This is a genomic window from Cellulomonas sp. McL0617 (assembly GCF_049994875.1).
GTDB lineage: Bacteria > Actinomycetota > Actinomycetes > Actinomycetales > Cellulomonadaceae > Cellulomonas.
In genome coordinates this window covers 392,946-412,385 of record NZ_CP188256.1, presented here as the reverse complement: position 1 = coordinate 412,385, position 19,440 = coordinate 392,946, and the positions used below count along the sequence as shown (strand labels likewise).

20 protein-coding genes are annotated in these 19,440 nt (G+C 73.4%); 4 read left to right on the top strand and 16 right to left on the bottom strand.

Annotated elements, in window-relative coordinates; genetic code table 11:
- Positions 1–25: 25 nt before the first annotated feature.
- Positions 26–508, bottom strand: a complete 483-nt coding sequence (locus ACPPVS_RS01935; protein WP_426594285.1) for a DUF1269 domain-containing protein — start codon at positions 506–508, stop codon at positions 26–28.
- Positions 509–700: 192 nt separating this feature from the next.
- Here ACPPVS_RS01935 and ACPPVS_RS01930 point away from each other — a divergent pair, with 192 nt between their 5' ends.
- Both ACPPVS_RS01930 and phoU read left to right on the top strand, forming a co-directional pair.
- A complete protein-coding gene (locus ACPPVS_RS01930; RefSeq protein WP_426594284.1) occupies positions 701–925 on the top strand; it encodes a hypothetical protein in 225 nt (74 codons plus the stop codon).
- Between the two features lie 133 nt (positions 926–1,058).
- Positions 1,059–1,724 carry a phosphate signaling complex protein PhoU gene (gene phoU / locus ACPPVS_RS01925; RefSeq protein WP_426594283.1) on the top strand — a complete coding sequence of 222 codons (666 nt, stop codon included), beginning with the start codon at positions 1,059–1,061 and terminating at the stop codon, positions 1,722–1,724.
- 78 nt (positions 1,725–1,802) lie between these two features.
- Here the strand turns inward: phoU and ACPPVS_RS01920 are convergent, their stop codons facing one another.
- The 5 genes from ACPPVS_RS01920 to ACPPVS_RS01900 all read right to left on the bottom strand — a co-directional run bounded on the left by ACPPVS_RS01920 (position 1,803) and on the right by ACPPVS_RS01900 (position 7,079).
- Positions 1,803–2,543 (bottom strand): phosphoglyceromutase, encoded by a 741-nt coding sequence (locus ACPPVS_RS01920; RefSeq protein WP_426594282.1) that lies wholly within the window; start codon positions 2,541–2,543, stop codon positions 1,803–1,805.
- 143 nt (positions 2,544–2,686) lie between these two features.
- On the bottom strand, positions 2,687–3,991 hold the full coding sequence (locus tag ACPPVS_RS01915; RefSeq protein WP_426595856.1) for a glycosyltransferase: 1,305 nt from the start codon (positions 3,989–3,991) through the stop codon (positions 2,687–2,689).
- 79 nt (positions 3,992–4,070) lie between these two features.
- Positions 4,071–4,814 carry an Ig-like domain-containing protein gene (locus ACPPVS_RS01910; protein WP_426594281.1) on the bottom strand — a complete coding sequence of 248 codons (744 nt, stop codon included), beginning with the start codon at positions 4,812–4,814 and terminating at the stop codon, positions 4,071–4,073.
- Positions 4,815–4,926: 112 nt separating this feature from the next.
- Complete coding sequence (locus ACPPVS_RS01905) at positions 4,927–5,940, bottom strand: lactonase family protein (RefSeq protein WP_426594280.1); 1,014 nt, start codon at positions 5,938–5,940, stop codon at positions 4,927–4,929.
- Between the two features lie 11 nt (positions 5,941–5,951).
- Positions 5,952–7,079 carry an ROK family protein gene (locus tag ACPPVS_RS01900; protein WP_426594279.1) on the bottom strand — a complete coding sequence of 376 codons (1,128 nt, stop codon included), beginning with the start codon at positions 7,077–7,079 and terminating at the stop codon, positions 5,952–5,954.
- A gap of 67 nt (positions 7,080–7,146) precedes the next feature.
- Between ACPPVS_RS01900 and xylA the strand changes: the two genes are divergently transcribed.
- Both xylA and xylB read left to right on the top strand, forming a co-directional pair.
- Positions 7,147–8,334 carry a xylose isomerase gene (gene xylA, locus ACPPVS_RS01895; protein ID WP_426594278.1) on the top strand — a complete coding sequence of 396 codons (1,188 nt, stop codon included), beginning with the start codon at positions 7,147–7,149 and terminating at the stop codon, positions 8,332–8,334.
- 169 nt (positions 8,335–8,503) lie between these two features.
- The gene (xylB, locus tag ACPPVS_RS01890) at positions 8,504–9,898 is read left to right on the top strand and encodes a xylulokinase (protein ID WP_426594277.1); all 1,395 of its coding nucleotides are present in this window, start codon (positions 8,504–8,506) and stop codon (positions 9,896–9,898) included.
- A gap of 87 nt (positions 9,899–9,985) precedes the next feature.
- Here the strand turns inward: xylB and ACPPVS_RS01885 are convergent, their stop codons facing one another.
- The 10 genes from ACPPVS_RS01885 to ACPPVS_RS01840 all read right to left on the bottom strand — a co-directional run bounded on the left by ACPPVS_RS01885 (position 9,986) and on the right by ACPPVS_RS01840 (position 19,434).
- Positions 9,986–10,321 carry a histone-like nucleoid-structuring protein Lsr2 gene (locus ACPPVS_RS01885; RefSeq protein WP_426594276.1) on the bottom strand — a complete coding sequence of 112 codons (336 nt, stop codon included), beginning with the start codon at positions 10,319–10,321 and terminating at the stop codon, positions 9,986–9,988.
- Between the two features lie 66 nt (positions 10,322–10,387).
- A complete protein-coding gene (locus ACPPVS_RS01880; protein ID WP_426594275.1) occupies positions 10,388–10,588 on the bottom strand; it encodes a hypothetical protein in 201 nt (66 codons plus the stop codon).
- 1 nt (position 10,589) lies between these two features.
- Entirely contained in the window at positions 10,590–12,092 is a 1,503-nt protein-coding gene (gene lysS / locus ACPPVS_RS01875) for a lysine--tRNA ligase (RefSeq protein WP_426594274.1), read from the bottom strand.
- A gap of 44 nt (positions 12,093–12,136) precedes the next feature.
- Entirely contained in the window at positions 12,137–13,024 is an 888-nt protein-coding gene (gene nadC, locus ACPPVS_RS01870; protein ID WP_426594273.1) for a carboxylating nicotinate-nucleotide diphosphorylase, read from the bottom strand.
- A gap of 214 nt (positions 13,025–13,238) precedes the next feature.
- Positions 13,239–14,963: an L-aspartate oxidase gene (locus tag ACPPVS_RS01865; protein ID WP_426594272.1), complete on the bottom strand. Its 1,725-nt coding sequence runs from the start codon at positions 14,961–14,963 to the stop codon at positions 13,239–13,241.
- Positions 14,960–15,418 carry an aspartate 1-decarboxylase gene (gene panD / locus ACPPVS_RS01860; RefSeq protein ID WP_426594271.1) on the bottom strand — a complete coding sequence of 153 codons (459 nt, stop codon included), beginning with the start codon at positions 15,416–15,418 and terminating at the stop codon, positions 14,960–14,962. Before panD ends, ACPPVS_RS01865 begins: the two co-directional genes overlap by 4 nt.
- Positions 15,415–16,326, bottom strand: coding sequence for a pantoate--beta-alanine ligase (gene panC, locus ACPPVS_RS01855; RefSeq protein WP_426594270.1), 912 nt, complete (start codon positions 16,324–16,326; stop codon positions 15,415–15,417). The genes panD and panC overlap by 4 nt, the downstream gene beginning before the upstream one ends.
- Positions 16,323–17,324 carry a Rossmann-like and DUF2520 domain-containing protein gene (locus ACPPVS_RS01850; protein WP_426594269.1) on the bottom strand — a complete coding sequence of 334 codons (1,002 nt, stop codon included), beginning with the start codon at positions 17,322–17,324 and terminating at the stop codon, positions 16,323–16,325. The genes panC and ACPPVS_RS01850 overlap by 4 nt, the downstream gene beginning before the upstream one ends.
- Positions 17,321–18,928 carry a PH domain-containing protein gene (locus ACPPVS_RS01845; protein WP_426594268.1) on the bottom strand — a complete coding sequence of 536 codons (1,608 nt, stop codon included), beginning with the start codon at positions 18,926–18,928 and terminating at the stop codon, positions 17,321–17,323. Before ACPPVS_RS01845 ends, ACPPVS_RS01850 begins: the two co-directional genes overlap by 4 nt.
- Positions 18,925–19,434, bottom strand: a complete 510-nt coding sequence (locus tag ACPPVS_RS01840) for a PH domain-containing protein (protein WP_426594267.1) — start codon at positions 19,432–19,434, stop codon at positions 18,925–18,927. Before ACPPVS_RS01840 ends, ACPPVS_RS01845 begins: the two co-directional genes overlap by 4 nt.
- Positions 19,435–19,440: the final 6 nt, after the last annotated feature.

Below are 19,440 nucleotides of genomic sequence, written 5' to 3'. Positions count from 1 at the left end.
GCTCCTCGGACGACGTGTGCGCCGGTCAGCCGAAAGTCTCCATGAGTACCGAGCGCTCGGCCTCCGTGAGGTTCGTCGCGACGAGCGTGGAGTGCAGCCCGTGGAAACGCTCGCCCATCCGGTCGAGGTCGCCCTCGTCGGTGACCGCGCAGAGCAGCGACGTGCCCGGCGTGATCTGCTCACGGATCGTCGCCAGCTGGTTGTCGTCGAGACCCACCGCGGCCATCGACTTGGTGATCGCCCCGGCGGCCGCGCCGACCGCCGCGCCGAGCAGCGGGACGAAGAACAGGCCGCCGAAGAGAACGCCCCAGAACGCTCCCCAACCCGTGCCGCGCCACTTGTCCTCGTGGGAGTGGTGCATGTCCGGCTTCGCGGCGCCCTCGGGCCAGGTGATCACGGCGTGGTCCACGATCTTGACGAGGTGGTCCGAAGCGGCGGACTGCAAGGCCTCGGCGGCCTTCTGGGCGCCGTCGGGCGTGTCGAACTTCCAGGCGGTGAACGTCGTCATCGCTGTTCCCTTCCGTTGTGCCGAACTGACAGCCCGCGGTTGCATGCGGCGACCGTGCCGCCCTGTTCCCGTCGACCGACTCACCCGTGACGGATGACTCAGCCGACGCTAGTGGCAATCTCACCCCGCGGGGGCGATCCGCTCAGCCCTTCGCCCGCGAGACGCTGCAGCATCGCGCCCCTGGGGGTCCCCGTGCTCTACCACATCCGCATCGCTGGGCCTTCGGCCATCGTCGACCTGCACGCCGACCGGCTGGGCGCCTACGACGTGGTCTCGGCGGGCGTCGGCGCGGAGACGGTGCTGTCCTGTCGGCTGCCCGACGCCGAGGCCCTGACCGGGCTGGTGGCGCTCCTGCACGATCTCGAGCTGCCCGTGACCGAGATGGCGATGGTGCCGGACGTCGACGGGTCGCCGTGATGTCGGCCGTTCCTGTGCGGAGCTCCTACGCAACGGCCGTCGTCCGTTCACCTGCGTGGGACCCTTCGTTCATCTACCGGTGAAAATCTGATCCTCGCGATGGCACCTGCCGTCGCGGCACGAGAGGGAGCACATGCGGGACATCTTCGACGCCGAGCTGCACCAGCTCGGCGAGGACCTGGCGGCGATGAGCGGCAAGGTCGAGCACGCGATCACGAACGCGGGCATCGCGCTGCTGACCGCGGACCTCGCCCTGGCTGAGACGGTCATCGCCGACGACCTCGACATCGACGCCATGGAGCGGGACCTGGACGAGCGGTGCGTCCTGCTCCTCGCGCAGCAGCAGCCCGTCGCCACCGACCTGCGGATCGTCGTCTCGGCGCTGCGCATGAGCGCGTCGCTCGAGCGGATGGGTGACCTGGCCCGCCACGTCGCGCAGGTGGCGCGAGGGCGCTACCCCCGGCACGCCGTGCCGCACGCGCTGTCGGGCACGTTCGCCGAGATGCACGACGCCGCCGTCCGCGTGGCCCGTCGCACCACCACGCTGCTGACCAACCGCGAGGTGCTGCTGGCCGAGAGCATCGAGCAGGACGACGACCTTCTCGACGAGCTCCACGAGGACACGTTCGCGGCCCTGCTGGGCGGCTCGTGGGCCGGCACCACGCAGGAGACCATCGATGTGACCCTGCTGGGGCGCTACTACGAGCGGTTCGGCGACCACGGCGTCTCCGTCGCCCGCCGGGTGACGTACCTGGTGACCGGCGTCGGCCGCCAGGAGCTCGACCGCACCGCCGGCTGACCCAGCAGACACGAGAGCGGCGGCCCCCTCGGGGGTCGCCGCTCTCGTCGCGCCAGGCGCGGCCGTCGTGGTCGAGGGTCAGCGGCCCTGGTTGGCGACGGCCTTGATCGCTTCCGCGGCGGCCTCCGGGTCGAGGTAGGTGCCGCCCGGGTTGGTGGGCTTCAGCGTCTCCTCGTCGAGCGTGTAGAGCAGCGGGATGCCCGTGGGGATGTTGATGCCGGCGATCGTGCCGCTGTCGACGTCGTCCAGGTGCTTGACCAGCGCGCGGATCGAGTTGCCGTGAGCCGCGACGAGCACGGTCTTGCCGGCCTGCAGGTCCGGGACGATGTCCGAGGCCCAGTACGGCAGCGCACGCGCGAGCACCTGGTCGAGGGCCTCGGAGCGCGGGATCGGCTCGCCGGCGTACCGCGGGTCGGCGTCCTGCGAGAACTCCGAGCCCAGCTCGATGTCCGGCGGCGGGAAGTCGTAGGAGCGGCGCCAGAGCATGAACTGCTCCTCGCCGTACTCCTCGAGGGTCTGCTTCTTGTCCTTGCCCTGCAGCGCGCCGTAGTGCCGCTCGTTCAGGCGCCAGGAGCGCTTGACGGGAATCCAGTGCCGGTCGGCTGCGTCGAGCGCCAGGTTGGCGGTCGTGATGGCGCGGCGCAGGAGCGACGTGTGCACGATGTCGGGCAGCACGCCTGCGTCGGTCAGCAGCGTGCCGCCGCGCTTCGCCTCCACGATGCCCTTCTCGGACAGGGGCACGTCCACCCAGCCCGTGAACAGGTTCTTCGCATTCCACTCGCTCTCGCCGTGGCGGAGCAGCACGAGGGTGTAGGTCATGGTCGCCATCCTGCCGCAGGGTCGCGGCCGGGGCGTCGAGAGGGTCAGACCGTGGACGCCGCGTTCTCACGCACCCGGGACGAAGGTCCCGGGTGAGAGATCCGACGGACGACGCGCAGCCGGGCCGGCCACGACATCGGCGATCAGACCGTGGACGCCCGGACCTCGCCGGCGACCGAGTAGACCTTGAGCATCTGGTCGGCGGTGGTCGACCAGCCGAAGCGCTCCGCGACGCGCCGGGCGCCGACCGCGTAGGTCGAGCGCAGGGCCTCGGAGGCCAGCACCTCGGCGAGCACGTCCGCCCAGACGGCCGGGTCGTGGCCGCGCACGAGCCGGCCGGAGACGTCGTGGTCGACGATGGTGCGCAGACCGCCCACGCAGGCCGCGACCACGGGGATCCCGCTCGCCTGCGCCTCGGCGGCGACCAGCCCGAACGACTCGCTGCGCGACGGCATCGCCACGACGTCGGCCGCGTGGTACCAGCGGGCGAGCGTGTCGCGGTCCGCCGGCGGGTGCACGACGACGTCGTCGGCCACCCCAGTCATGGCCGCGAGCGCGAGCAGCTCGCGCACGGCGGTCGTCCGGCCGGACGGGCCCCCGAGCACCACGAGCAGCGGGACGGGACGGCCGGTCGCCTTGAGCACGCCGAGCGCACTGACCAGGACGTCCGGCGCCTTGAGGGCCTGGACACGGCCGGCGAAGAGCACGATCTGGCGGTCCGGGGGCAGACCGAGCAGGCGGCGCGCGGCCGCCCGGTCGCCCGGCACGAACCGGTCCAGGTCGACCCCGGGCTCCACGACGTGCACGCGGGCAGGGTCCGCGCCGTAGAGCTCGACCAGCTCCTCGGCCTCGACGGGTGTGCTGGCCACGAGCGCGTGCGCGTCGGCGACCACCTGCTCCTCGCCGATGATCCGCACGTTCGGCTCCGCAGGGTCGCCGGGCGCCAGCGACGCGTTCTTCACGCGGGCCAGGGTGTGCGCGGTGTGCACGAGCGGGACCTCCCAGCGGTCCGCCGCGATCGCGCCCACCTGCCCCGACAGCCAGTAGTGCGAGTGCACGACGTCGTACCAGCCGGGCCGGCGCGCGGCCTCGGAGCGCAGGACGCCGGCGGCCATGCCGCACAGCACGCCCGGCAGGTCGTTCTTGTCCAGCCGCTCGAACGGGCCGGCCGGCACGTGGTGCACCAGGATCGGCGGGACCACGCCGGCCTCGACCTCGTCGGCGAGCAGGACCTCGCGCTCCTGGGCCGTCGACAGCACGGCGCCCGCCGCGTCCAGCCCCGGCAGCGTGACCGTCTCGGCCTGGTCCGACGACGTCGCACGCGTGAAGATCTCTACGCGGGCACCCCGCGCGGCGAGCGCCCGGGACAGCTCCAGCACGTAGACGTTCATGCCGCCGGCGTCGCCGGTGCCGGGCTGCTCGAGGGGTGACGTGTGCACCGAGAGCATGGCGACGCGGGGTCCGGATGTCACGAAGGCTCCTGTCAGGGGACGGGTCGGCCTCCATTCTCCCTGAAATCGCGGCGAGTCACCGCACGACGAGCGCGCGAGGGGCAGCGGCCCACGGCAGATAGGTGCCGTCTCCGCTGTAGGTGACGACGACCAGCGCGGTCCTGGTGGCGATCGCGAGGTGCACGACGACGCTGCCGGAGGAGTTCAGCGCCACCGTCGTCTTGCGCAGCCCGTTCACCCAGACGGTGACGGTCCCCGTCGGCCGGGGGTCCGCGATGCCCGTGACCTGGACGTGGATCGCCTTCGGGTCCACGCGCCGGACGGACCAGTCGGTTCCGTCGGTGCGCACGGCGGCCAGCGTCCTGGTCACGGTCAGCGTGCGGGCGGTGGCGGACGACGGCAGGACGGGAGGGTCGGCGTACGGCGCACCGGCGTAGCTGGCGGTGACGGCGTGCCGGCCGACCGCGACCGTGCCGGGCAGCGCCACCCGGGCCGTGCCGTGCGCGTCCAGCTCGCCGTCGGCCACGGCGGTCCCGTCGACGAGCACCTGCACCTGACCGGTGGGCGTGCGGCCCGAGGCGGTCACCCTGACCTCGGCGGAGACCGGGAGCCCGGCGATCGTGAGCCCGAGCGAGAGCGCGAGCGTCGTGGTCGAGGCCGGGCCGTCGGGCGGGACCGGCGCGTCGTCGCCCGCGGCGTACGCGGCCGCCAGCGTCAGCGCGGCCCGGTCGACCGGCGGTGCGGCAAGGCTCAGCAGCGCGAGCGGGACCACGAGCGCCAACGCGGCGACGCTCGCGGGCAGCCGGTGTGCACCACGCACGGGTCACTCCCTCGTGACACGGCCGGGCTCCGTCGCACGACCGGTGCCGCGCCGCCGTCGGTGCCTCCTTGCACCAGCCGCGACCGGCTCCCGTCAGGTAATCACGGAACGCTCAGCGGCGCACCGGCAGGACGCACGCCGGCGACGGCAGGGGCCACGAGCCCCGCACCGACCCGTCCACGGACAGCACCGCGAGGTCGCCGGAGACCTGCTCGGCGACGACCGTCCATCCGTCGACCACCTCGAGATGACGGGGCCAGCGGCCGGGCAGGGCGTGGTCCGCGACGTGCTCGAGCAGCCCGTCGTCAGCGGTCGTGAACTCGGCGACGACGTCGGCGGTGCGGGTGCCGACGAGCAGCCTGCGCCCGTCGAGGAGCACGTGCGAGGGGAGCGCGTCCTCGGTCCGGGTCGTGATCGCGGGCACGGTCTGCACGAGCGTCCCGGTGCCCGTCGCGGCGTCCCAGGCCAGCACGCGAACGGTCACGTCGAGCTCGCCGACGACGTACGCGTGCCGACCGTCGGCGGCGAAGGCGAGGTGTCGCGGGCCGGTGCCGGGCTCGAACGCGACCGCGATCCCGTCGTCCTGCAGGCCGTCCGGTCCCCGCCGGTAGCGCCGGATCTCGTCGGTCCCCAGGTCCACCACGAGCACCCAGCCGCCGGGCGCGTGCGCGACGAAGTGCGCGTGCGGCCCTTCCTGGCGCTGCGGGTGCGAACCCGACCCGACGTGCCCGAGCACCCGGACCTCGTCGGTGAACCCGCCCGCCGCGTCGAGCGGCAGGACGGCGAGCGACCCGCTGCTGTAGTTGGCGACGAGGAGCGCGCCGCCGTCGGTGTCGAGCAGCAGGTGGCACGGGTCTGCGCCGCCGCTGGAGACGGTCTCGCGTACCACCAGCGTCTCGCCGACGACGTCGAACGCAGTGACCGTGCCGTCCGTCTGCTCGTTCGCGGCGTACAGCACGGTCCCGCTCGGGTGCAGCGCGAGGAAGGACGGCGAGGGCGTCGCGACGAGCTGACGCGGGTCCTGGACCACACCCTCCACGAGGCCGACCCGCCAGATCCCCTCCCCCAGACCGACCGGGGTGCCGGCGCCGGCGACGGGATAGGTACCGATCCAGAGGTGGCTCACGGGGGACGAGCCTACGGCCGGGAGTCCCGCAGCCACTGTCCCGGGTCGGCCAGCACGCCGCTCAGCACGGCGAGCGCCGCACCCTTCATGGCCGGGTGGGCGCCGGCCCGGGCGCGCGAGACGGTCAGCGGCGCCCAGGGCGCGAAGATGACCGACGCGTCGAGCTGCTCCTGCACCGGTCCGCGGACGTGGTCGTACAGCCGGCCGAACGTGCCGCCGAGCACCACCTCGTCCACGTCGACGACGTTCACCGCCGCGCCGAGCGCGGTGCCCAGCGCCCGGCCCGCCTGCGCGACCGCCCGCTCGGCGTCGGGGTCGCGGGACTCGAGCGCACCGAGCAGGACCTCGAGCCTGCCCGTCGGGGCGATGCCCGCGTTGCGCAGCATGGCGTCCTGACCGGCCTGCTCCTCGAGCGGGACGCCGTCCACCTGGATGTGCCCGATCTCGCCGCTCCACCCGCGCCGGCCGCGGAACAGCTCACCGTCGAGCACGATCGCGCCACCGATGCCCACCTCGCCCGACACGTACACGAACGAGCCCCCGCGGCGCTCGTGCGCCTCCGCCCGCGCCGCGAGGTTGGCCTCGTTGGCCAGCCGCAGGCCCGGGCGCTCGAGCATCGCGAGCACATCGACGTCGCGCCAGCCCAGCCGCGGCGCGAACCGCAGTGGTCCGGTCACCCGGTCGACGAGTCCGGGCAGGGCGAGCACCGAGCCGGCCACCGTGACCCGGTCCAGCGCCGCGACGGCGTCGTCGGCGATCTGCGCGAGGCGTCCGAGCACCGTTGCCGGGTCGGAGTCGCGCAGGTCGTCGAACTCGACGTGCTCGGCGAGCACCTGCCCCGAGAGGTCGAGCACCAGCACGCCGAGGTAGTCGACGTTGACCTCCATGCCGATCCCCGCGACGGTCCCGGGCTGCGCGACCAGCGGCACCGCGGGCCGGCCGGCGCGCTGCGTCTGCGTGGGTTCGAGCTCGCGCACCAGCCCGGCGTCGACCAGCTGGTCGACCAGGCCGGTGACGGTGGCCCGGGCCAGTCCGGTCTGCGCGGCCACCTGCGCTCGCGAGAGCGGTGCCACGGCCTCCACGATGGAACGCAGCGCGACCGCGAGGTTCTGGTCCCGCATCTGCTCCTGGCGTGCCATGGGTTGACCTTAGTGGTCTCAGGGGATAAATTCATCGCGTAAATCAATCTCGACGAGGAGAGACGTCATGGCAACGCAGCCGACCCCGCAGGACAAGTTCTCGTTCGGTCTGTGGACCGTCGGTTGGAACGCCCAGGACCAGTTCGGTGGCGCCTCGCGCCCCTGGCTCGACCCGGTCGAGTCGGTGCACCGGCTGGCCGAGCTCGGCGCCGCGCACGTGACGTTCCACGACGACGACGTCGTGCCGTTCGGCTCGTCGGCGACGGAGCGCGACGCGATCCTCGACAAGTTCAAGGCGGCCCTGGACGAGACCGGGATCACCGTCGAGATGGTCACGACGAACACATTCAGCCACCCGATCTTCAAGGACGGCGCGTTCACCTCCAACGACCGCCGCGTGCGTCGCTACGGCCTGCGCAAGGTGGTCCGCAACGTCGACCTGGCCGCATCGCTCGGCGCGTCGACGTTCGTCATGTGGGGCGGTCGCGAGGGCGCCGAGTACGACTCCGCCAAGGACCTGTACGCCGCGCACGAGCGCTACGCGGAGGGCATCGACACCGTCGCCGCCTACATCAAGGAGAAGGGCTACGACCTCAAGATCGCGCTCGAGCCCAAGCCCAACGAGCCCCGCGGCGACATCCTGCTCCCGACGATCGGCCACGCGCTGGCGCTCATCGCGAAGCTCGAGCACGGCGACATCGTCGGCCTGAACCCCGAGGTCGGGCACGAGCAGATGGCGGCGCTGAACTACACGCAGGGCATCGGCCTGGCGCTGTGGGCCGGCAAGCTGTTCCACATCGACCTGAACGGCCAGAAGTCCATCAAGTACGACCAGGACCTCGTGTTCGGTCACGGCGACCTCTTCTCGGCGTTCGCCACGGTCGACCTGATCGAGAACGGCTTCCCCTCCGGCGGCCCCCGCTACGACGGCCCGCGGCACTTCGACTACAAGCCGTCGCGCACCGAGGACTTCCGGGGCGTCTGGGACTCCGCGGCGGCGAACATGGCGACGTACCTGCTGCTCAAGGAGCGGGCGCTGGCGTTCCGCGCCGACCCCGAGGTGCAGGCGGCACTCGAGGAGTCCGGCGTGCTCGAGCTCTCGCAGCCGACGCTCGCGCCCGGCGAGTCGCTGAGCGACCTCCTCGCGGACACGTCCGCGTACGAGGAGCTGGACGTGGACGCGGTGGCCGCGCGCGGCTTCGGGTTCGTGCGCCTCAACCAGCTGGCACTCGAGCACGCGCTCGGCGCACGCTGACCCGGCCGGCGGCCGCACCTGGGCTTCCCGGTGCGGCTGCCGCCACGGAAAGACCCATGACGTCCGCGCTCGTGCGGCCCCCTGAACCGCACGAGTGCGGACGTCGTGGCCCGTTCTCCCCGGTAGCCTCCGCGCCGCCGGGAATCGTCTGCTGTGTGAGGGGATCGTCATGACGCTCGTAGCCGGGGTGGACTCCTCGACGCAGGCCTGCAAGGTCGTCGTCCGCGACGCCGAGTCCGGCGCGCTGGTGCGCAGCGGCCGCGCGCCGCACCCGGACGGGACGTCCGTGCACCCGCGGCACTGGTGGGACGCGCTGCAGTCCGCGATCGCGCAGGCCGGGGGTCTCGACGACGTCGCCGCGATCTCGGTGGGTGGCCAGCAGCACGGGCTCGTCGCACTGGACGCGTCCGGCGAGGTCCTGCGTGACGCGCTGCTCTGGAACGACACCCGGTCGGCGGGGGCCGCAGCCGACCTGACCGAGGAGCTCGGGGCCGCCGAGTGGGCGTCCGCCGTCGGGTCGGTGCCCGTGGCCTCGCTCACCGTGACGAAGCTGCGCTGGCTGCGCGACGCAGAGCCGTCGATCGCGGAGCAGGTGTCCGCCGTCGCGCTCCCCCACGACTGGATCACCTGGCAGCTGTCGGGCGCGGTCGGTCTGGACACGCTGGTCACCGACCGGTCGGACGCGTCCGGCACCGGCTACTGGTCCCCGTCGAGCGACACCTACCGGTACGACCTGCTCGAGCTCGCGCTCGGTCGCCGCGCCCTGCTCCCCCGCGTCCTGGGTCCGTCCGAGGCAGGCTTGCGCGCGCTCGGCGGCCAGGTGCTCGGACCGGGCGCCGGCGACAACGCCGCGGCCGCGCTCGCCCTCGACCTGGCCCCCGGTGACGTCGCCGTCTCGATCGGGACGTCCGGCGTCGTCTCGGCCGTGTCGAGCGCGCCGACCGCCGACGCCTCCGGCCTCGTCAACGGGTTCGCCGACGCCACCGGCGCCTTCCTGCCCCTTGCCTGCACCCTGAACGCCTCCCGCGTGCTCGACGCGACCGCGCGCATGCTCGGCGTCGACCACCGTGGCCTCTCCGACCTGGCCCTGAGCGCACCCGCAGGCGCCGACGGACTCGTCCTGATCCCCTACCTCGAGGGCGAGCGCACGCCCAACAAGCCCGACGCGACCGGCGCGCTGCACGGGATGCGCCTGGCCAACACGACGCCGGCGCACCTCGCACGCGCGGCCGTCGAGGGGATGCTCTGCGCGCTGGCCGACGGCATCGACGCGCTGCGCGCGCAGGGCGTGCCCGTGCAGCGGCTGTTCCTCGTCGGCGGCGGTGCGCAGTCCGCCGCGGTGCGTGAGATCGCACCGAGCGTCCTCGGGCTCGACGTCCAGGTCCCGAACCCTGGCGAGTACGTCGCGGACGGGGCCGCCCGGCAGGCCGCCTGGGTGGTCACGGGCGAGGCCCCGGCGTGGAGCTCGTCGACCGAGGCCGCGGTCCACCGCGCGGAGCCCCAGCCGCAGGTCCGGGCGCAGTACGCCGCGGTCCGCGAGCTCACGGGCACGCGGCCGATCTAGCCTCTGCTCCCGGGAACGCGGAAGCGCCCGGCGCGGAGCGCCGGGCGCTTCGTCGACCGGGCGGGGCCGGCGAGCGTGCTCGTGGGGTCAGTGCGCCGCGTCGTACGCGGCCTTGACCTCGGCCGAGATGCGACCGCGCTCGGACACCTGGTGCCCGTGCACCTTGGCCCACTCCCTGATGGCCTGCGCGTCGCCGGACGACGAACGACGACCACGGGGGGCGGCCGACTTGCCTGCCGCCGCACGGCCGCCGACCTTGCGCGCGTGCCCGACCCACTGGGCGAGCGCGTCCCGCAGCTCGGTCGCGTGCGCGCCGGTCAGGTCGATCTCGTAGGTGACGCCGTCGAGCCCGAACGTCACGGTCTCATCGGCGGTTCCACCGTCGATGTCGTCGACCAGGAGGACCTGGACCTTCTGCGCCATTGTTCGCTCCGTCTGACAGATGTTGCAATGCTGACGCCGTCACTATGACACCGCCGCATTAAGCCGTCAAACGCTGGAGGGCGGCGTTTCGCTTTGTGCGTTTCGCGCCTTCGCGGCCTCCGCGATGCGTTCCTCGGCATCCATTTTGGCCAGCGCTTGCCGTTCCGTGCGGTCCGCATTGACCAGAGCGCGTATGGCGAACCAGAACAGCAGGCCGACGCCGATCGAAGGGAGCAGTGCCGCAAGGGCCAGGAACAGGGGATTCACGTCACACCAGAGGTTTCACGAGAGGAAACAGGATGGTCTCGCGGATACCGAGCCCGGTGAGGGTCATGAGCAGTCGGTCGATGCCCAGGCCGATGCCCCCGCTCGGCGGCAGCGCATACTCGACCGCCGTGAGGAAATCCTCGTCCACGCGCATGGCCTCGTCGTCGCCGGCGGCCGCGAGCAACGCCTGCGCCTCGAACCGCTGCCGCTGGATCACGGGGTCCACCAGCTCGGAATAGCCGGTCGCCAGCTCGACGCCGCGCACGTAGAGGTCCCACTTCTCGACGACCCCCGGGACGGTGCGGTGCGCCCGGACCAGCGGGCTCGTCTCCACCGGGAAATCGCGCACGAATGTCGGTGCGTGCAGGTCGTCGCCCACCCGGTGCTCCCACAACAGCTCGATCAGCTTGCCATGATTGAGCTTCTTGGGATCGGTATCGATGTCGAACTTCTGCGCCAGAACGTGCAGGTCGGCCAAGGACGTCTCGGGAGTGATCTCCATTCCCAGCGACTCCGCGAGAGAGTCGTACATCGACAGCTGCGCCCAGGCACCGCCCAGATCGTAGTCCGAACCGTCCGGCAACGTGACCGTCGTGGTGCCCAGAACGTCGAGCGCCGCGGTCTGCACGAGGTTGCGCGTCAATTCCGCCATCGTGTCGTAGTCGCCGTAGGCCTCGTACGCCTCGAGCATCGCGAATTCCGGCGAGTGCGTGGAGTCGGCCCCCTCGTTGCGGAAGTTGCGGTTGATCTCGAAGACGCGCTCGATCCCGCCGACCACCGCGCGCTTGAGGAACAGCTCCGGCGCGATCCGCAGGTAGAGGTCCATGTCGAACGCATTCATGTGCGTCACGAACGGCCGGGCGGCGGCTCCGCCGGGCTGCGTCTGCAGCATCGGCGTCTCGATCTCGACGAAGTCGCGCGCGTGGAAGTTGTCGCGCAGCGAGCGGATCATCGCCGGGCGCAGGCGAGCCGTCTGGCGGGCCTGCGGGCGCACGATCAGGTCGACGTAGCGCTGCCGGACACGGGCCTCCTCGGACAGCTCGACGCCCTCGTACAGGTTGGGCAGCGGGCGCAGCGACTTGGCGGCGATCAGCCAGGAGTCTGCGAGCACCGACAGCTCGCCGCGCCGCGACGAGATCACGCGGCCGTGCACGAACAGATGGTCGCCCAGGTCGACGTCCGTCTTGAACGCCGCAAGACGCTCCTCGCCCACCGCGTCCAGGCTGAACATGGCCTGCAGCCGGTTGCCCTCGCCGTCCTGCAGCGTGGCGAAGCACAGCTTGCCGCCGACCCGCACGAAGACGACCCGGCCGGCAACGCCGACCTCGTCGTCCGTCTCGGTCCCGGCCTCGAGGTCGGGGTAGGCAGCGCGGACGGCGGCGATGGTGTGCGTGCGCGGTACGCCGACCGGGTAGGCCTCCTGGCCTGTCGCCAGCAGCCGTTCGCGCTTCTCCCGCCGGACGCGGATCTGCTCGGGGGCGTCGTCGGTGGGGGCCTCGGTCACCGGGCAAGGATACCGGCGCTCCCTGTGCCCCTCTGCGCCGGGCGTCAGGTCAGCGCCCCGGGCGCTTCCAGGTCGAGGGCGAGGTCGAGGATCGGCGACGAGTGCGTGAGCCCGCCCACCGACAGGTAGTCGACCCCCGTCTCGGCCACCTCGCGCGCGCGGTCCAGGGTGAGGTTGCCGGTGGCCTCGAGCTCGACCGCGCGGTCGCGTGCGCGCACCGCCTGGACGACCTGCCGCAGCAACGGCGTCGGCATGTTGTCGAGCAGCAGGAACCGTGCGCCGGCGTCGACCGCCTCGAGCGCCTGGGCCAGCGTGTCCGCCTCGACCTGGATGAGCACGTCCGGGTACCGCGCCCGGATGGCGTCGATGGCCGCGGTCACCGAGCCGGCCGCGACCACGTGGTTGTCCTTCACCATCGCGACGTCGAACAGGCCCATCCGCTTGTTCGTGCCTCCGCCGCACCGCACCGCGTACTTGTCCAGGGCGCGCAGGCCGGGTGTGGTCTTGCGGGTGTCGAGCACCTGGGCGCCCGTGCCCTCCAGCGCGTCCGCCCACCGGCGCGTGTGCGTCGCGACGCCCGACGCGCGGCTGGCCAGGTTGAGCAGCGTGCGCTCGGCCACCAGGAGCACCTGGGTGCGTCCGTCGAGGACCGCTAGCACGTCTCCGCGCTGCACACGTGTGCCGTCGGGGACGCGCTGGTCGACCGTCGGCGCGGGCAGCCCGAGGCGCTCCGCAACCTGCTGGACCACCGTCGGCACGAGCACGAGGCCCGCGACGACGCCCGCCTCCCGCGCGATCAGGTACGCCGTGCCCGTCGCGTCCGGGGAGATGGTGGACTGCGTGGTGACGTCCCGCCCGGGCGCCGGCCCGAGGTCCTCGTCGAGGGCGGTCGCGACGATGTGGGCGACCCATTCGGGATCGAGCGTGTTCACGCGCCCACGCTAACCCGCGCCGTCCCACGCCCGAGCTCCGGTCCACCCCGGGCCGCCGGCCCCCGGCCCGAACGGCACGTCGGCGCGAGAACGGCACTTCTACGCGAGAACGGCACGTCTAACTGCCGTTCTCGCACCAAACTGCCGTTCTCGGCGCCGGCTGGGGGGCGGCTGGGGCCCGGCAGGGGGGCGGCGGGGCGCGCCGGCAGGGGCGTCAGGTGAGGGGGGTCCGGCGTGTGGTGAGAGTGCCGTCGGCGTCCAGGGCGGCCTCCAGGCGCAGGCGCCACGCGGCGACCTGCGTCGGGAAGTCGCTGCGGGCGTGGCCGCCGCGGCTCTCCTCGCGCTCCAGAGCGGTCGCCGTCAGGACCGTGGCCACCTGGTGCACGTTGGTGGTCTCCCACTCGGCGACCTGCGGGGCGGCCAGCCGGCGGCCCTCGTCGCTGCGCAGGTGCGCGTCTGTCGGGACCGCCGCCAGCGCTGTCGACGCGCGCGTCAGGCCCTCGCCCGACCGCACCACGCCCGGGCCGTCGGAGGCTATCCGCTGCACCCGGGCGCGCGACGCGGCGGCGACGAGCGCCTCGGCACCCGACCGCTCGACGGGTTCCACGTGCGCCAGCGGCTCCCGGGCGATGTGGCGGGCCGCGCGGGTGGCGAACACCAGGCCTTCGAGCAGCGAGTTCGACGCGAGCCGGTTGGCGCCGTGCACCCCTGTACAAGCGGTCTCGCCGACGGCGTACAGACCGGGGACGGTCGTCCGTCCGACCAGGTCGGTGACGATGCCGCCCGAGTGGTAGTGCTGCGCGGGGGCGACGGGAACCAGGTCGGTGGTCAGGTCGATGCCGTGGTCGCGCAGGCGCTCGTGGATGGTCGGGAAGCGGCGCCGCAGGAACGCCGCGCCCAGGTGCCGGGCGTCCAGCCACACGTGGTCCGCGCCCGTGGCGGCCATCCGGTGGACGATCGCGTGGGCGACGATGTCCCGTGGAGCAAGCTCGGCCATCGGGTGCACGTCTGGCATGAACCGCACGCCGTCGGTGTCGAGCAGCAGCGCGCCTTCACCGCGGACCGCCTCGGACACGAGCGTGAGCTGGCCCTTCACGCCGGCGCCCAGCCACAGGACGGTCGGGTGGAACTGCACGAACTCGACGTCCCCGAGCACCGCGCCGGCCCGCAGCGCGGCGGCGATCCCGTCGCCGGTCGCCTGCGACGGGTTGGTGGACGAGCGGAAGACCTGGCCGATGCCGCCGGTCGCCAGGACGACGGCGCTGCCGAGCGCCGCCCCGACGCCGTCACGCTGACCCTCGCCGATGACGTGCAAGGTGACACCGCAGGCGCGGCCCGGGCGGCCGTCGGCCGTCGGTGGACCGGTCAGGACGTCCAGCACGAGTGCGTGCTCGATCACCTCGATGCCCGGGTCGTTGCGGACCGCCTCGATCTGCGCGACGAGCGCGCGAGAGACCTCGGCGCCCGTCGCGTCCCCGCCCGCGTGCACGATGCGGTCGGCGTGGTGGCCGCCCTCGCGGGTCAGCGAGATGGAGCCGTCGGGCGCTCGGTCGAACACGGCGCCGCGCGCGACCAGCTCCCGGACCCGGGCGGGACCCTCGGTGACGAGCACCTCGACGGCCCGCGGGTCGCACAGGCCGGCACCCGCAACCAGGGTGTCCGACAGGTGCGCCGCCGGCGAGTCCGACGGGTCGAGCGCCGCGGCGATGCCGCCCTGCGCCCAGACCGTCGAGCCCGACGCGAGCGTGTCCTTGGTGACGAGCAGGACCCGCGGCACCCGCGTGCGCAGCTCGAGCGCCGCGGTCAGGCCTGCGATCCCGGACCCGACGACCACGGCGTCCGCCTGGACCGTCCAGCCCGGTTCGGGCGCTGCCAGGCGCGTGGCCAGGGTGATGCCCGTCGCGGTCGTGCGGGTCGGGTCACCGACGAGGGCCGTCACCGTGCACTTCCCACGGCCACGGCGGCGCGCCCCTGTGCCAGCGGCAGACCGCTCGGTTCGAGGTCAGGCCATCCGACGGGCACCTGGCCCGGGTCGTCGCCGACCGCGACCGCCCGGTTACGTCCGTCGACGAGCACGACGTGGGGCGCGTAGGTACGCGCCTCCTCGTCGGACAGCTGCCCGTAGGCGATGAGGATGACGACGTCGCCTGGGTGCATCAGGTGGGCGGCCGCGCCGTTGACGCAGACCTGGCCGGCCGAGCCCGCGATCGCGTAGGTGGTCAGGCGCGCGCCGTTGGTCACGTCGACCACGTCGACCTGCTGGCCCGGGAGGATGTCCGCGGCGGCCAGCAGCGCGGCGTCGACCGTGATCGAGCCCACGTAGTGCAGGTCGGCCTGCGTGACGGTCGCGCGGTGGATCTTGCCGGTCATCATGGTGCGCACCAGGCTCGTCACGCCGAAACCTCCACGGTGTCGTTGTCGATGAGTCGCGTGCTGCCCACCTGGGCCGCGAGCAGGAGCAGGGCGTCGCCACGGTAGGACGGCCCGACGTCGTCGAACGTGTCCGGGTCGACGAGCGCGACGTAGTCGACGTCCTCGACGCCCGCGGCGTGCAGGACATCGAGCGCGGTCGTCCGGATGGCGACCGCCGAGCCCTTCGGCGACGCGAGCCGCAGCGCCTGCGAGAGGCCGAGCGCACGGCGGCGCTCGTCGGTGGACAGGTAGGCGTTGCGGCTCGACAGGGCCAGGCCGTCCTCGTCGCGGACCACGGGCGCACCATGGACGACGACCGGGACGTCGAGGTCGCGGACCATGCGCCGGACCGCGGCGAGCTGCTGGGCGTCCTTGCGGCCGAACAGGGCGACATCGGGACGCGTGAGGTGCAGCAGCTTGAGGACGACGGTGAGGACGCCGTCGAGGTGACCGGGCCGGGAGGCGCCCTCGAGCACCGCCCCGATCGCGCCCGCGCCGACCCGCACGATCGGGTCGCCGTCGGGGTACATCACGTCCGGGCCGGGGGCGAACACGATGTCGTCCGGACCCAGCAGGCCCGGGCCCGACAGCAGCGCGAGGTCACCGTCCAGGTCGCGGGGGTACCGGGACAGGTCCTCGCCGGCGCCGAACTGCAGCGGGTTGACGAAGATCGTCACCACCACCGCGTCGGCCAGCTCACGGGCCTTCGCGACGAGGGACAGGTGGCCGGCGTGCAGCGCACCCATCGTCATCACGACCGCCCGGCGGTGCGGCCGGGCGGTGTGGGCGCCGCGGCCCTCGGTGCGCGGGACCGCCTGCACGTCCTGCACCGCCAGCGCCGCGGCGAGCTCCTCGCGCGTGCGCACGAGCGTCGTGGTCTGCGTGGTCATTCCTCGTCCTCCTGCTGGCCCGACTGCCGCTCCACGTCCCCGTACAACGTCACAGAGCCCTCGTTGATGCCGTCGAGCACGTCCTGGGCTGCCGACGCCGAGATCAGACCGGCCGCGAGCGCCCGGCCCGCCGCCGAACGGGCCAGAGCACGGTACCCCTCGACGACGTCGACCGCCCCCGTCCGGGCGGCGAACCCGGCCAGCGCCGCCCCGTGCTCGCGGACCGTGCCCGCGTCACCGCGGCGCACCGGACCGGTCAGCGCACTGATCGCGCCCGGGCCGCGGCTGCCGGTGGCGGGGTCGGTGGGCGACTCGGCCCGCAGGGCACCGTCGAGCGCGGCCTCCAGCAGCGGGGCGAGCATGCGTCCGGGGTCGGTGACTCCTGCGGCCGCCAGCGCCTGGGCGGCCTGCGCGACGAGGACGACCAGGTGATTCGCACCGTGCGCGAGGGCCGCGTGGTAGAGGCCACGCGCGTCCTCGTCGAGCACCACCGGCTCGCCACCGATCTCCACGACGAGCGCCTGCCCGATCGGCAGCACCGGGTTGGGGGCGGTGACGGCGAAGGAGCAGCCGACGAGGCGCGACAGGTCCAGCGACGTGCCCGTGAACGTCATCGCCGGGTGCAGGGCGAGCGGGATGGCGCCGGCCGCGCGCGCGGGTGCAAGGACGCCGACGCCGAACCGACCCGACGTGTGCACCACGATCTGGCCGGCCTGCCAGGCGCCCACGTCTGCCAGGCCCTGCACGAGGCCCGCGAGCGCGTCGTCGGGGACGGCGAGCAGGACCAGCTCGGCACGCCGGACCACCTCCGGGATGTCGAGCACGGGCACCCCGGGCAGCAGCGTCGCGGCGCGCTCGCGGCTGGCCTCCGAGATCGCCGACACCGCCACGACCGGATGGCCCGCGCCGCGCAGGGCTTTGCCCAGGACCGCGCCCACCCGGCCCGCGCCGACGACGCCGACCCCGAGCCGGCCGGGGCGGGTGGCCGGGTCGCTCACGCGGACTCCCCCGTCGGTGCGGCGTCCGTGCGCACGCCGACCGCGCGCATCCACTGCTCCGGGGTGGCGACCGCACGGGCGTTGCGCGCGCGGGCGGCCTGCTCGTCGATGAGCGCAGCCGCGACCGCGCCCGAGAGGTGCTCGACCCGCGGCGAGACCGGACCGGGCGTCGAGTGCAGGACGAAGGAGGCCAGTCCCAGCCTGCGCTGCAGCCACCCCTGCTCGATCCCCAGGGACTGGGTGCGCTCGTGCGGCACCACGTCGACCTGCCGCCAGAACCGCCCGCTGCGGGTCACCAGCGCGCGGTCGGTGACCCGGAACCCGTGCCGGCGCCAGCCGACCGGGTCGACCCAGCGCGCGCTGCGAGGAGCACCGATGAAGCCGGCGTCGTCGCCGGAGCTGTCGAGCGCGGCGTCGATCAGGGCTACCGGGTCCGCCACCCCGAGGTCCGGGAGCACCATCCAGAGCGCCGTCATCGCCTCGCTGCGCGTCGCCACCGGGTGCAGCACGGTGTCACGCTGCGACTCGTTGCCCTGGCCGTACCCCGCGACGTTGATCTCGACACGCCACCAGTCCTTGCCGCGCCACAGCGGCGTCTGCGAGAGCCGGATCGCCTGCACGCGGCCGGGCGGAACCGTCTGGGCCCGGTTCTCGGTCAGGCCGTGCCGCAGCCGGATGCCGTCGGGCGAGATGGCGGCCCGGAAGTTGGCGCCCTGGTTCACGCGGTTCCAGACGAACGCCGCACCACCGGCCAACGCCGGCAGCAGGTAGAAGATCGAGCCGAAGTCCCCGGACAGTGCCACCGCGACGACGATCCCGGCACCCGCCAGCAGAAGGACGGGCACGGCGCCCGACCGGAAGCTGGCGACGACGAGGCGGGCGATCGGCAGCTCGTAGACCTCCCGCTCGGGCGCGGCGTCGAACCGCGCGGGCGCCTGCTGCGGTGCGGTCTCGTCCATCGGCGCCGGTGACACAGGTGCTGGTGCTGATGCGGGTGCGGTGGGTGCAGACCCGGGTGCGGCCGGGCGGTGCAGCCCAGCAGCCAGGGCCAGCAGCTCGGCCCGCAGCACCTCGGCGTCGGCCTCCCGCAGGAACGCGAGCGACACGCCCGACCCGTCGCCGCCCGCGGTCTCGATCTTGAGCTCCGAGAGGCCCACCAGCCGCGCCAGGAGCGGCTGGACCACGTCGACGGCCTGGAGCCGGTCGAGCCGCGCCTGTCGCTGCTGCCGGAACAGCAGTCCCGTGCGCAGGTGCACCGCCTCGTCGGTGACGGCGAACCGGGTCACCCGCCAGGCCAGCGACGAGTACGCGAACCCGATCAGGGCCACCAGCGCGACGCCGCCCAGCACCGCGAGCCACGCCTTGCCGTGCCGCAGGTCGACCGCCTGGCGCAGGTTGTCCGACTGGATCACGACGATGCCGATGACGACCGCGAGGATCCGCCACCCCTTGAGCGCCGGGGTGATCGGGTGCATCCGGCGCCAGCCGACGATCGCGTCCGGACCCTCGACCGGCTCGGGCCCGACCTTCCGCAGCTCCGCCTCGACGGCTGCGCTGTCGACCGCCGCCGGCTCGTGCCCGTCGCCCGGGTGGGGCTGCGTCACAGCCCCGCCAGCCGGGCCTCGCCGCGCGAGGCCATCCGGTCGCGCAGGCGCGCGGCCTCCTGCGGGGGCAGGCCGTCGATCGCGGCGCTCGTCGCCGGGGCGGCCGTGTGCAGCTGCACCGTCGCGATGCCGAACCTGCGGGCCAGCGGGCCGGCGTTCACGTCCACGTACTGCATCCGCCCGTAGGGCACGACGACCATCGAACGGATCATGATCCCGTGCCGCACCAGCAGGTCGTCGGCCCGCTCGGCGTAGGCCATCGCACCGACCTGGCGCGGCACCAACCAGGCGATCCACCCGCCGAGCAGCACCACGACCACCGGGAACGCCCAGACCCACGTCACCCCGGCGGCGACCGCGATCACGACCGTCAGCAGCAGGAGCGGGACCAGCACGATCGCGGCCACCGTCAGCCGCGCACCGATCAGCTTGCGGGACACGGGTGTCCACGTGACGTCGCTCGGGTCGAAGGGCTCCCGGCTCGGCGCAGGCGCGTCAGAGGTCATGCGTCC

What these genes read in the sequence shown, in the direction of transcription:
- ACPPVS_RS01935 (WP_426594285.1), bottom strand. Translation starts at nt 508, where the DNA reads ATGACGACGTTCACCGCCTGGAAGTTCGACACGCCCGACGGCGCCCAG.
- phoU (WP_426594283.1), top strand. Translation starts at nt 1,059, where the DNA reads ATGCGGGACATCTTCGACGCCGAGCTGCACCAGCTCGGCGAGGACCTG.
- ACPPVS_RS01920 (WP_426594282.1), bottom strand. Translation starts at nt 2,543, where the DNA reads ATGACCTACACCCTCGTGCTGCTCCGCCACGGCGAGAGCGAGTGGAAT.
- ACPPVS_RS01915 (WP_426595856.1), bottom strand. Translation starts at nt 3,991, where the DNA reads ATGCTCTCGGTGCACACGTCACCCCTCGAGCAGCCCGGCACCGGCGAC.
- ACPPVS_RS01900 (WP_426594279.1), bottom strand. Translation starts at nt 7,079, where the DNA reads ATGGCACGCCAGGAGCAGATGCGGGACCAGAACCTCGCGGTCGCGCTG.
- xylA (WP_426594278.1), top strand. Translation starts at nt 7,147, where the DNA reads ATGGCAACGCAGCCGACCCCGCAGGACAAGTTCTCGTTCGGTCTGTGG.
- xylB (WP_426594277.1), top strand. Translation starts at nt 8,504, where the DNA reads ATGACGCTCGTAGCCGGGGTGGACTCCTCGACGCAGGCCTGCAAGGTC.
- ACPPVS_RS01885 (WP_426594276.1), bottom strand. Translation starts at nt 10,321, where the DNA reads ATGGCGCAGAAGGTCCAGGTCCTCCTGGTCGACGACATCGACGGTGGA.
- panC (WP_426594270.1), bottom strand. Translation starts at nt 16,326, where the DNA reads ATGACCACGCAGACCACGACGCTCGTGCGCACGCGCGAGGAGCTCGCC.
- ACPPVS_RS01840 (WP_426594267.1), bottom strand. Translation starts at nt 19,434, where the DNA reads ATGACCTCTGACGCGCCTGCGCCGAGCCGGGAGCCCTTCGACCCGAGC.